This is a genomic window from Bacillus sp. sid0103 (assembly GCF_019219025.1).
On record NZ_JAHUWN010000020.1, the window covers coordinates 35372 to 47980 of the forward strand.

At 38.4% G+C, this 12609-nt stretch carries 12 protein-coding genes and 1 pseudogene; 4 read left to right on the top strand and 9 right to left on the bottom strand.

The features are described 5' to 3' along the window. Positions 1-175: 175 nt before the first annotated feature. The 3 genes from KW850_RS20870 to KW850_RS20880 are packed head-to-tail and all read right to left on the bottom strand — an operon-like array spanning position 176 to position 2720. Positions 176-835, bottom strand: a complete 660-nt coding sequence (locus tag KW850_RS20870) for a DUF429 domain-containing protein (protein ID WP_218349691.1) — start codon at positions 833-835, stop codon at positions 176-178. A gap of 33 nt (positions 836-868) precedes the next feature. Then, on the bottom strand, positions 869-2158 hold the full coding sequence (locus KW850_RS20875) for an AAA family ATPase (RefSeq protein ID WP_218349692.1): 1290 nt from the start codon (positions 2156-2158) through the stop codon (positions 869-871). A gap of 16 nt (positions 2159-2174) precedes the next feature. Beyond that, positions 2175-2720 carry a GNAT family N-acetyltransferase gene (locus KW850_RS20880; protein WP_218349693.1) on the bottom strand — a complete coding sequence of 182 codons (546 nt, stop codon included), beginning with the start codon at positions 2718-2720 and terminating at the stop codon, positions 2175-2177. A gap of 233 nt (positions 2721-2953) precedes the next feature. Here KW850_RS20880 and KW850_RS20885 point away from each other — a divergent pair, with 233 nt between their 5' ends. Continuing rightward, positions 2954-4396 carry a flavin monoamine oxidase family protein gene (locus tag KW850_RS20885; protein WP_218349694.1) on the top strand — a complete coding sequence of 481 codons (1443 nt, stop codon included), beginning with the start codon at positions 2954-2956 and terminating at the stop codon, positions 4394-4396. 62 nt (positions 4397-4458) lie between these two features. Here KW850_RS20885 and KW850_RS20890 read toward each other — a convergent pair whose 3' ends face one another. Then, positions 4459-5730 (bottom strand): MFS transporter, encoded by a 1272-nt coding sequence (locus KW850_RS20890; RefSeq protein WP_218349695.1) that lies wholly within the window; start codon positions 5728-5730, stop codon positions 4459-4461. Positions 5731-5861: 131 nt separating this feature from the next. Then, positions 5862-6644 (bottom strand): PhzF family phenazine biosynthesis protein, encoded by a 783-nt coding sequence (locus KW850_RS20895; RefSeq protein ID WP_218349696.1) that lies wholly within the window; start codon positions 6642-6644, stop codon positions 5862-5864. A gap of 109 nt (positions 6645-6753) precedes the next feature. Between KW850_RS20895 and pdxR the strand changes: the two genes are divergently transcribed. Next, a complete protein-coding gene (pdxR, locus tag KW850_RS20900; protein ID WP_218349773.1) occupies positions 6754-8232 on the top strand; it encodes a MocR-like pyridoxine biosynthesis transcription factor PdxR in 1479 nt (492 codons plus the stop codon). Between the two features lie 73 nt (positions 8233-8305). On the opposite strand, the gene KW850_RS20905 is transcribed toward pdxR, so the two are convergent. The 3 genes from KW850_RS20905 to KW850_RS20915 all read right to left on the bottom strand — a co-directional run bounded on the left by KW850_RS20905 (position 8306) and on the right by KW850_RS20915 (position 10502). Beyond that, positions 8306-8782 (bottom strand): hypothetical protein, encoded by a 477-nt coding sequence (locus tag KW850_RS20905; protein ID WP_218349697.1) that lies wholly within the window; start codon positions 8780-8782, stop codon positions 8306-8308. Positions 8783-8980: 198 nt separating this feature from the next. Next, positions 8981-9688, bottom strand: a complete 708-nt coding sequence (locus KW850_RS20910) for a GntR family transcriptional regulator (RefSeq protein WP_218349698.1) — start codon at positions 9686-9688, stop codon at positions 8981-8983. A 598-nt stretch (positions 9689-10286) separates the two neighbouring features. After that, entirely contained in the window at positions 10287-10502 is a 216-nt protein-coding gene (locus tag KW850_RS20915; RefSeq protein WP_218349699.1) for a hypothetical protein, read from the bottom strand. 343 nt (positions 10503-10845) lie between these two features. Between KW850_RS20915 and KW850_RS20920 the strand changes: the two genes are divergently transcribed. Further along, positions 10846-11307: a GNAT family N-acetyltransferase gene (locus tag KW850_RS20920; RefSeq protein WP_218349700.1), complete on the top strand. Its 462-nt coding sequence runs from the start codon at positions 10846-10848 to the stop codon at positions 11305-11307. 92 nt (positions 11308-11399) lie between these two features. Here KW850_RS20920 and KW850_RS20925 read toward each other — a convergent pair. Further along, a pseudogene (locus tag KW850_RS20925) lies at positions 11400-11609 on the bottom strand (DUF2935 domain-containing protein); the annotation flags it as partial. Between the two features lie 132 nt (positions 11610-11741). Between KW850_RS20925 and KW850_RS20930 the strand changes: the two are divergent. Beyond that, positions 11742-12161: a hypothetical protein gene (locus KW850_RS20930; RefSeq protein ID WP_218349701.1), complete on the top strand. Its 420-nt coding sequence runs from the start codon at positions 11742-11744 to the stop codon at positions 12159-12161. The last annotated feature ends 448 nt before the right edge of the window (positions 12162-12609 follow it).

A 12609-nucleotide genomic window follows, 5' to 3' on the forward strand; every position in this document is an offset into this window, starting at 1 on the left:
TGTCCTTCATCCTGTGTGAACTAAAAAAGGTAGTCTGTGGAACCCATATTGACGACCCTTCTCTTCTTTTTCTGATAATTTCAGTCGCTTACCACAAAACTAGGTCTCCATCCCCCACTCTCATCAACGAAAAAATACCACAGAAACTAATACTGTGGCAGATCATTATTATCACTTAACAACAATAACTATAAGGATGCAATGGCGGGTTCGCTGGGAATGACCACTTGGGCTGGAATGATGGATCTTTCCAATGCCAGGCCCCTAATGCTGCAGCACAGGCATCGATTAAATGACTTTCCTCATCAATAAAAACAGGTAGCTGGATTAAGTTCTGTTCCCCGAGCCAGTCGCGAATCCAGGTTCTTGATGATAGACTTTGTTTGTAGCTCAACACATTCTCCAGATCGCACCGAGTAAGTCTTGATCCAATCACGGCACCAGGGTGAACTTCTACGATGGAAATCGGAAACCTGGTAGTAAGGTTCCCTATCTCTCTAGTAATCTTTATTCCTCTTAGGGTAAGATAGACCATTCGATTGAAGGTTGGGGGCATGATGGATCCAGGCTTCATTCCCATCGAAACAATAAACTGACGGAGCAGCTTATCACCCTCCCTGTCTCCTCCTCCATCCTCATATGATAAGGGTGCGTCGATCCCGATTACAACCTCATCTAACTGGCTCTGAGCCTCTATTTCCCTTAAAATGTCCATATCGCCAATATTCCTGAGTAATTTCAAAAAGTCCAAGCGGCCATTTTCTCTTTCAAACACCGCCATGACAGTATCTTTGTGATTACTCGGACCTGATAAGTCAATACCTATCACTCTCATAAACCATCTTCTCTTTCTACTGGATAAATAGGATTAATCGTCGCCAAACCCGGAAAATCCGATCGAGGCAGATGAAAGGGCTTGGTCCCATTCTTGTTTTTGTTGTTTTTGCTGCAGCGACTTTAAGTCCGCACAAAGTCTCTTCACATCCACTTTTTGTTCGTAATGCCATTCAAGGGCAATTGATGTATACAGTTCATTGAGCTGGGCATAAGAGAAATCCTTTGTCGAATCTACGACTTGCTGAAGCTCCTCCTCTGATAAAATCCGAGTAATATTCTTGTTTACTAGATACTGATAACGAAGCTCCTTCGTCGGTACATGAATCTCATAGGCGCGGTCAAACCGTCCCGACCGGTTCATAAGAGCGGGATCAATTTTTTCAGGGTAATTCGTCGTTCCAATGATGAAGATCCCTTCCTTCGAAGTGGCTCCGTCCAAAATGTTCAAGAAAACAGACCGGACACTAGCAGGCATGGAATCAATATCTTCAATGACTAGTACCAAGGGTGTTAGTTTTAAAACAGACGTAAATACCTCTTTGATGGTATAACTCGAGGTAAATTCTGTGATCTGCCAATAAGCTACCGGTGCATTTATGCTGCTTGCGATCGATTTCACGAGTGTGGTCTTTCCATTCCCTGGCTTTCCGTAGAGAAGAATCCCGCGTTTGTAGGGAATGTCATAGGTTTTAAAAAACTGCCCGCTTTCGAAGAAGAATTCGTCAATCGAGCGATAAATTTCCCGCTTTAAAGAATCCTCTAAAAATACATCTTCTCTTCTAACCAAGGTAGTAATACTATCAATCTCTGTTTCTACGCCATCTTCTGTATCCGTAAATACAGTGACATAGTTCTTAATATAATCTCTTTTTCGTTTAAGTACATATTTCAAAAAGGCTACTAAGCAAGCATCATTTTTCGCAAAAATAAAATCATGTGTCATTTCCCCATCACTTTGATAAATAACCAACCTCGAAAGGGCAACCTGATAACTTGAATAGTAAAAAAGACCGTTGGTTATGCGTGGTTTTACAATTAGCTCCAACGTTTTATCGGTATGGTTAGATGAGATGGTCTTTGTCTCACCTTCTTTATAAATATGACAAATAAGTTGTACTTCTGGAGATTCCTCTTTCAAATCTTCCTCCAGAATGTCCCAAATCTCATTTGAGGTATCTTCATCTGAATACATATGAAAATCGATGCCTGTTTCATCGATTAATTTTTCTTGAAGGGTAGCAACGATTTTGCCATAGTCATAATAATACGGCAATGCCTCTCTGTCGATTTTATTGGTGTCAAACAAAATATTATTTTTCATCAACTTCTCCTTATTATTAGTCATTAAACCTTCCCATCACGATGGTATTATAGAAAAGCCCATCGGATAGCTTCTTGTCTTTTTTTAGAATACCTTCCACTTCAAAACCAAATTTCTGATAAAGTTTGATTGCCTTGTCATTGGTTTCGATAACAGTTAACGTTATTTTCTTAATTTCATTTGAATCTGCCCATTGAACCGTTTCTATTAATAAGTTTTTGCCGATCCCATATCCCCAGAATTCTTTCAACACACAGATGCCAAATTCTACTTTATGAGCAAATCTTTTCAATTTGGATCCTTCACATCTTGAAAAACCTACAAGTCTCTCATTCACTTCAACAACCAAAAATAGGTTACGAGCGTTTTCTGTGTCATCCTTAATGATCTGTTTGAAACCTGATTCATCTATGTAGGCTTCTCCTTTTTCTCGATCTAGATTCTCTGTCTCGCCGTCTATTTGCAGTCTTAATTCAGACAAGTTCTTCGCATCTTTCTCCGTTGCAGACCTTATCACATAATGTAATGGATGAACTTCATATTCTGTCTGATCCACTCTCATAACTATGCCCTCCCTTTTAACAGGACTATTTCCCCATCCTAGATGTCCCTTCTCTAATCTGTTATAGCACATACGTTCAGTAAAAGAAATACAATAACTGGATAATTTTCTTATGAATGAAACGACAAGTTTTCCCAACAATCCCAACAGGAAAATAGCACATAGTCAACGTTTTAACTGTATATAATGCAATAAGCCATTTTTTGGGAAAGTAAGGGAGGTTACCCTATAGCATGAATTCCCCATTAACGGAGCAACAAATGCTCGCCATCATTCAAAATGGTTTGAAGATATCACAAGCTCCTAAACAGATTATTATCATCGGTGCAGGCATGGCTGGACTCGTTGCTGCATCTTTACTAAAGGAAAGCGGACATCAAATCACAATTTTGGAAGCTTCTAATAGAATTGGAGGACGTGTTTACACGATACGCACTCCCTTTAGTAATCCCTTATATTTCAATGCCGGAGCGATGCGAATACCTGACCAGCATAAGATAACCTTTGAATATATTAAAAAATTTAAGTTGCCTACAAATCCTTTTATTAACCGGACACCAAATGACATCCTTTATGCTAACGGCATCAAAACACGTCTGAATAAATACGAAAGTAATCCCAGCGTTTTAAAATATCCTGTTGCTCCGAATGAAAGAGGAAAAACGGCTGAGGAACTTTTGCTTTCTGTGGTCCAACCCATTATTGATTTTATTAACCAAGATCCAGATAAGAATTGGCCGATAATAGAAAAACAATATAGAAGTATCGCTTTTGGCACCTTCTTAAACGCACATTTTTCAATCGGTGCCATTGATATGATTGGTGTCCTTCTAGATCTAGAAGCATTTATGGGGATGACCTTTGTTGAAGTATTACGAGAGATCATCATCCTAACATCCACTAAGGCTTTCTATGAAATAACGGGTGGTATGGACCGGCTGCCGATTTCCTTTCTTCCACAATTAAAAGAGAATATTCTGTTCAACCAAAAGATGGTGAAGATATCTCAATACCAAAACAGTGTAACTATTCATTGTAGGCATCAACAAACCGGTGAGAATATCATGATATCTGGTGCCCTAGCGATCGTGACCATCCCTTTTTCGACCTTACGATTTGTGAAAATCGAACCGTACGAGTCTTTTTCCTATTATAAAAGAAGCGCGATTCGAGAACTCAATTATATGGCCTCATCTAAGATCGCCATCGAGTTTAAAAGTAGATTTTGGGAAAAAGCAGGGCAACTTGGCGGCAAATCCATTACCGAACTGCCGATTCGGTTTACCTTTTACCCAAATTATGGAATTGGTACGAATGGACCTGCGGTTGTGATCGCGAGCTATACATGGGCAGATGAGGCCTTAACATTGGATTGCCTTTCTGAACGAGAGTTGATCCAATATGCATTAACCAACTTGGCTGAAATTTTCGGGTATCAAGTTTATTCAGAATTCGTTACAGGGGCTGCTTTTAGCTGGAGTAAAAATCCTTATTCTTGTGGCGCGTTTACCGCTTTTGAACCTGGTCAGGATGTGGAGCTTTATCCTTATATATCGACACCTGAGGGAAGAGTACACTTTGCGGGTGAGCATACCGGACTTACCCACGGTTGGATCCAAGGGGCAATTGAATCAGGAATCCAAGTGGCAAACGAAGTAAATGATATACCCAAATAAACTTAGTAAAAAGGCTGCGCTAACAGCCTCTTATTTTTGAAAAATGGTGTATTCTAATACGTCTAGGCTTTATACGTTTGACTAACATCCACTTTGATTTCTTGTTTTTTAATTACAATCACAAATAGACTGGCTAACAAACAAAACATTCCTGCAAGTACAAAGGCCCATGTATAGGAGGTGAAGAGATTATAGATAATCCCGGCTCCACCGGCTGCCACAGCCGAACCTAATTGGTGGGCAGCAAAGATCCAGCCATAGACAACAACACTTTTTTCAATTCCAAAGATTTGTCGTGAAATATTTACTGTTGGCGGTACGGTCGCAATCCAATCTAATCCATAAAAAACAGAAAAAATAATAAGCAGTGTAATCGAGCCTTCATTTAGTGCAATAGGAAGAAATACAAGTGAGGCACCCCTTAGACTATAATACCAAAACAGGAGCCAGCGATTATCGAATCGGTCTGATAACCAGCCTGAAAGAGTGGTTCCAATTAAATCAAATATTCCCATAAACGATAGCATGGACGCAGCAGTAACCGCCGTAAATCCAAAACCTATACAATATGAAATGAAATGAGTACCGATTAATCCACTCGTCGAAAGTCCGCATATAAAAAAGCTACCTGCTAATAACCAAAATTCCTTCACTTTTACCGCTTCAAATAAAGTACGAAAGGCGATAAGAATGGGATTTTTTCTTTGGACTACTTCCTTTACAGGTGATTCTTTGTCAAGTCCATATGGTAGAAGCCCTATATCTTTTGGTGAGTTTTTCATAAATAATAGGATGATGACCACCATAATGAAACTAAGGATCAGAATGAAACCAATCGCCCATTTCCATGAATACGCATCGATGATCATGGCTAACAACGGTAAAAGGATTAACTGTCCTGTCGCTGTACTCGCGGTCAAAATGCCCACCGCAAGTCCTCTCTTTTTTTCAAACCAATGATTCGCAACATAAGGACTTAATATCGTTAAAAACAACCCAGAACCTAAGCCGATGATCACTCCCCAAATGATCATTAATTGCCAAGGTTCCTTCATGAAAAGAGTAAGTAACACACCAATCAACAGCGTTGTCATCGCTAAAACCATCATTTTCTTTAAACCAATTTCCTCTAACAGTGCGGCCATAAATGGGCCGGAAATCCCATAGAGAAGAAGGTTCATTGCAAACGCAATGGAGATTAATGACCGATCCCAACCGAATGCTTCTTCAAATGGAACAATTAACACTCCTGATGAGGAGCGAACAATCCCTGCTACAATAATAGAAAGGAATGTGATTCCTAAAATAAACCAACTATAATGAATCCGTCTCAAGTCATCAGCCTCCGGTTGTTATGAATATTCAGAATAAATCAATATCATCCTAGTTGTCAAGACTGGAATGCTATGTACAAAAGCGGCATAAAATGCCGCCTCTCATCTCTAAATTTGGAAATCTCACATCGTCATTTCCCAATATATAATTCCGCAATGGAATAAAGTGCGGCTTTTCCGGCCATCTTCACCCGTGTCCCTTCCTGTTTACAATATAGCGTACCACCTCTACTGGATAACTGTTTCGCCACCATCTCACGTTTTTCTAACCTCTCCGACCAAAATGGAATCAAGCTGCAGTGTAAGGAACCCGTCACCGGATCCTCATTGATTTTTAATTTTGGAAAAAATCCTCTCGAAACAAAATCACATTCGTTTCCTTTTGCGGTAATACAAACGCCAATACCTTCTGGTAGTCTTTCTATTTTTGAAAAGTTAGGATTGAAATGTTTCACGGCCTCTTCTGACTCTAATACAAACACTAGGTCTCTATTAATAAAGCTTTCTAGCGGAGTAACTCCCAAAGCTTCAATCATCTGTTTCGTAACAGTCAATTCTTCTGATGGAACGACTGGGAAATCCAATTCATACATTTCCCCTAGTTTGTTTACTGTAAGTACTCCACTCATCGTCTCAAATTGGACGGTATCGACTTGTTTGTCGATATAGTTCATTATGACATACGCGGTTGCTAAAGTAGCATGACCGCAAAGGTTGATCTCCCCGCCCGGTGTAAACCAGCGAAGCCGATATATTTTTTCCTCCTTTACCGCGAATGCCGTTTCCGATAGATTATTTTCTATCGCAATTTTCTGCATGATCTCGTCTGGAAGCCATTTCTCCATTACACATACCCCGGCAGGATTTCCTTCAAAAACTTTTTCGGCAAAGGCATCCACTACATAATATTTCATCCATATTCCCCCTAAGTGTTATAATGTAAACCAACTAAATTACGAATAGTTTATATTGAACACTGTATAACACTCAATACGGAAGTATAACACTAAGGGGATATTCATGATGCAAATCGAAATTCAACGAAATGCAGAGGTTTCACTATCAAAGCAAATATATCAAGCGATTGTCGATCGCATCCGATCAGGACTTTTGCAAGAAGGTCTCCAATTACCTTCCGTGCGCGAGCTATCTAAACAGCTTGGTGTCAGTTTGGTTACAGCAGTCAAGGCGTATCGGCAATTGGAGCATGAAGGTTTTATCACTTCTGTCCAAGGAAAAGGAACGTTTGTAAAAGAGGCACGAAAAGCGGATGAGGAAAGAAAAGATGAGACTTTTTCGTTTGATTGGCAGCTATCAGTTCAAGATTATTTACCAAGATCACAGTTTGGCCGATTTCATCTTGTCCCTGAAAAGATTAACCTTTCCTCCTCTATGATTGATCCCGGGCTTCTACCAAATCGCTATTTAGAACGTGAGATTCACCAAATGCTTTCCGAAAACCCGAGGATATTGTCTCAATACGGAGAGATTCAAGGCGACACAGAACTCAGAAAGGCAATGTGTGAGTACTTGAAACGTTCAGGAGTTCCTTCTTTTCCTGAGAACCTTTTAGTTACGAGTGGTTCACAACAAGGGATTGATCTTGTTGCTCGTACATTTGTTGGGCCGGGAGATGTGGTGGTCATGGAAGCCCCCACCTATCCAGGAGCAATTGATGTATTTCGAGGGAGAGGAGCCACAATTCTTACCGTGCCGGTTGATAAGGACGGAATGCGCGTTGATATCCTCCAAAATTTATGTGATAAACATAAACCCAAAATCATTTATACGATTCCAACTTTTCATAATCCAACCGGTGCTGTGATGACATCTAGACGCCGCCGACAAATTCTTGATATTGCACAAGGTATCCAGAGCCTTATTATTGAAGATGATCCATGGGGTGAGATTTATTTTACGAAAAAGCCGCCGGCTCCCATTAAAAGTATCGATCATAACGGTCATGTGATTTACTTGAAAGGATTAAGCAAAACACTGGCACCAGGTTCTAGAATTGGCATATTGGCTGCTTCAGGCACCGTCTTCAATCGTCTGTTGGCTGCCAAAGCTAATACTGACCTTGGGAGTCCATTACTCACTCAAAAATCCATTCTATCGTTTATCAACTCGAAAAATATGATGGATCACTATAAAAAATTGAGAACGGCAATAAAGATTCGGCGCGATTTAGTTCTTGGATTACTTTCAGAACATATGCCTGAGGGGGTATCATGGCAAATCCCAGAAGGGGGATTAAACGTGTGGGTCAGTCTTCCACCTTGGCTGGATAGTAATCAAGTGCTATTAGAAGCAAAAAATCAGCAACTAACCTTCTTGCCCGGATCAGCTTGTTACCCGGTAGAGCACGAAAATCATCACTTGCGTATAAGTTACTCTTTTATGAATGAGTCATTATTAAAACAGGGAGTTACCACATTATGTAACATCCTTCACTCCCAAATTTCATCAAAAACAGTCCATGACAGTGCACCCTATTTTTGATTTTTGGAACGGGATGCCCGATTTCGCTTCATTATGTAGTAAAATCGGGCGGCATTACGTTTTGCTAAAAAAATCAATTTTTAGTTCTTAGAATATCATTTACGGTTGTTTTCATGGAAAAAATAACCGTTTTTTTGTAATGGGCTGCTATAAGGAGCACTCTTATTTGCTCGGAACGGGAAAGATGTTTAAAACGTGGTTCTTGTTTTAAAAAGGAGCGAACGATTGACCAGCTGGCCGGCATCAAAGGAAAGTCATCAAGAGGTTGTTTGTTCCGAAATCGATGAAACCACGATAGCATTCCAGGTGAACGACTACTTTTATCAACAATACAGGGCGCATAAATATTTTTGGTGTGTTTTTTAAGGGATTCGAATCGATCTTGCCCGCTAACAATAATGTAACTGCCATCCTTCCGATTTTTTTTGACCACCAAAACAAACATGCAGTCCCACATAACTCTCTGAAGTTTCTTAAGGTGCTCTGTAATTTTCATCGATAGGCCAGGTTTGATTTTTTCCAGAGGAATGTACTGTATCGTAAATTTCATACTCAGCCCCTCCTGTTTTTTCATTTGCTCTTCCCTATTTCTAGCAGCAGGTGCGTTAGTTTGGTGAAAATCGTTATGAAGTACAATGAATTCCCTTTTAAAAATGTATGATGTGGGGCGCATGTCACATACGAGTAAGTTAAAAAACAATTTGGGCCCACGCAAAAAACCGGAAAGACGCGAAGTCTTTTCCGGTTTTTATTTAAAATTAATTCGATTTAAGATTTTTGCTTTTTGATAATGAAATAATGATTTAGAAAATTCAAAGATGGTTCCATTCGTTAAGCAAACAGTATTTTCAATAATCAATGCTGGATCTAACGGATGAACATGCAGCAACTTCGCACTCTCTTCATCGATTTTTTCGCAGTTGATCACTTTGTCAGCAAAACCAATTTGTAACTTCAGGTCCTCAATAAGATAACTATAAATAGAGCTCGATGCGATATCTTCATTTAAATAGGGCACAATATCTTTTTTATAGTAACTTATTTCAATCGAAAAAGGTTCATTGTCGACGATTCGCAGCCGCTTTATATAATAAAGTTTAGCCCCCACTTCACAACGCAATGGTTTCGCGATAAATTCATCTGCTTCAATCACATCGATGGCCAAAATTTTCGTCTCAATGTTTTTGGCAGTCAAATCTTTTGTTAATCCTCTAAGGCTGCCTAAATTGATATAATCCGTTTCAGACTTTTCCCGTAAAAACATGCCACTGCCTTGCACCTGGTAGATTAGACCGCGATTGACCAGCTGATTAATTGCTTTTCGAATCGTATTTCGGCTCACTTCAAATTTTTTTATCAACTCATCTTCAGTCGGTAACTTCTTCGTATGATCAAATTTCCCATCATGAATTTCTTGTTCTAAACCATCCGCTATATCTTTGTATTTGACCGCCATATAATCTCCCTATTTTGTGTTCAAACTTTTACTGCCTTTATTATACACAAATCCTTTTTGGTAAAACCATTTATGGTTCCTTGCATACCTTGTAATATTCTCTAAAGCCAATAATTGAGACATTGAAAATTCCATGAATAGATGAACCTCTCCTTTCTTCGAATTGAACTTAATATTCAACAAAAGATTCTTTTTTCTTTCTTCGCCAAACCTGCCCGTTAGCATAATAAGAACAAGCTGCCACTTCGACAGCACTGGCTCTTCGTTAACTTAACAGTCAGTTATATAAAATTGCAGTTGGGAATCTTAAAAAGAGCAAACAGGCTAATCCCATTTGCTCTTTTTTCATATTATTGATTAGCCTTTTTAACCCATTTAGCACCTATTTTGTACGTTTACCTTGATCTTAACATCTTCTTTCCACATCCAAAACCCTATCGCCGTTTTGCACTACTGGTACATTTGTTAAAACGGTTTTTCCCGACATAAATAGCAGGAATAGTGGAAAAATCCCCCAATAAGACAAATGTTCATTTTTAAAACAACGTCATGTGCAAAATTAACTAATATTAATTAAAGAGTCTAGCAAGAACGATCTCTAACAGCAGCCACCATATCCATGATGAAATGGATAGCCGCCATATCCATGATGGAATGGATAGCCACCATATCCATGATGGAATGGATGACCACCATAACCATGATGGATTGGATGACCACCATAACCATGATGGAATGGGTAACCGCCATAACCCATGCCATAACCAGGATAACCTCCATAACCCATACCGCTTCCAAAGAAATCTCTTTCCATTTTATATCTCCTCCTCATCTCGTTTCAAAAATAGTGTATGTGTCCATTTTTAAAGAGGAATAGATATTTGCCTATTTGTAAGTGTCTTCTTGGCTGTTATTTTATTTGCGGTATAGTCATAAGTCCTCATTGTTCTGGTGTTAACAAGACAATTAGCATCAGGCACCGATTTACTGTCTTCTTGTTAAACTCCCAGTTAGTTAAAGAAGAATTATTATAAAAAGAGAAGCACATTTTTCGAGCGTAAGTCCTTATTTGCGATAACTGAGGAACTGTATCTTTTAATTAAACAAATATGGCAGATGTTCATATAATGACAGAAATGGTGTAAGAGGTGGGGAAATTGAAATTTAAGATAATACCATCAAAGCATGCGGAAGCATACGAATTGTTAAAGATTCAAAAAGAAGCGTTTCATTCAGATTTAATCAAATATAAGGATTATCATACAAGTCCTGCAACTGAATCATTGGATTACTTTTTTTTTAGAATGCAAAATTCTTTGCACTATTCTATTTACGTTGATGGCAGGATTGCAGGAGGAATCTGTCTTGTAAAGCAAACAAAAGATCATAATTATTTGTATCGAATTTTCCTTGGTTCTGAATTTCAAAATAAAGGATTGGGATCAAAAATTTTACAGGAGTTGGAAAGGCAATTCCCTAAAGTTAAAAAGTGGTCACTTGATACCCCTAAGGAAAACCGTAGAAATCGCCATTTTTATGAAAAATTTGGCTATAAAAAAACAGGGGAGCAACAAGTTAACGAATACTTAACTCTTATTAATTATGAAAAGATTCTTTAACCTTTTTTACGGTTGCTTTTATAAAGATTGATATTCTCAAAAATAAAGACTCTTTTCGTAAAAGTTCATAATAAATCACGAAACCATCCTTAGAAGAAGACATTTTCTTTAAAAATGGCATCAAGAAGAGGGTTCATTTTAACTTCATTTAATTCAATTAATCATTTCCTAAAATAATTAGCTTCCCCACTTAAATGATCACCTAACAAGGGAAAATTATTTGCCCCAGGCAATTTACATGTGAGAATTAATCCTAGTACCTCTCGTTTAAATGCGAAAATAAGTCTCGTTTCGTCGTGCAATTCCTACAGGTGCCTTAACTTAAGTCTTTTTAATAAGATTGGAACAAAGACAGGCCATTTGCTTAGGACAAGTTTCTCCCGTTATACATATGATGCAGTGTAATTAAATAACTCAAAGGGGAGATTTTTTATATGAGTGATGACCTCATGAAATATTTTAAAGATACAGTAATCAAGGTTAATCGAGACGGATCGGAATCCAAAATTGGGAAGTTATTGGATGAAGGGCATGATTATATCGCCGTTCTTACAGAAGAGGATGGAGTCGTTTATTACAAAACTCATCACATTAAAAGTTTTACAGAAAATATGAAGGGGAAGTGGGATTTCGACGTTGAAATTCCTGAGAATTTTAAAAAAGCTGAGAAATTCAAAGACCTACTTAAATCATTGAAATATCATTGGGTAAAAATTAATCGTGGCAGTTCTGAAGTGGTTAAGGGAGTACTCTGTGAGGTAAAAGATGATTTTGTTCATTTGGTCGCCAATGAGGAACTCGTTCGCATTCCCATCTTCCACGTTAATAATGTTAGTTATAGGAGTAAAAATTAAAAAGGCTGAATCCGAAGACCATTAGTCACGAGGACATGTGTCACGTCAAAAATCAAACGATTAGAGTGAAAATAAAAATCAACCTACAGGTAGCCCTAAGGGAACTTCGCAAAAAACATCTTTATAAGATGATGTATCAGTTCTGTTATCCACATTGGAAAGGATTCTACGAAATCTTTCTAATACCTTCCAAGATTAAGTTTTTAAAGTTCTCACGCATAGTGGTTCACAGGGTAGTTGAAAATGAAGGACACTGTCAACAAAAACGCATGATAGTGTCCACTCATTAAATACGTTTACATTTAACCTCATTCCTCTCCTTTGAATTTTCATTTTATACCCCTTTATTTCTATACTTCGTTACTAAATGCCTTCTTCCGCTAACCTGCCCGTTACTTCTATAATCCAATTTTGGTTCTGAAATGTCTATCATCAGTTGTTTCTGTAT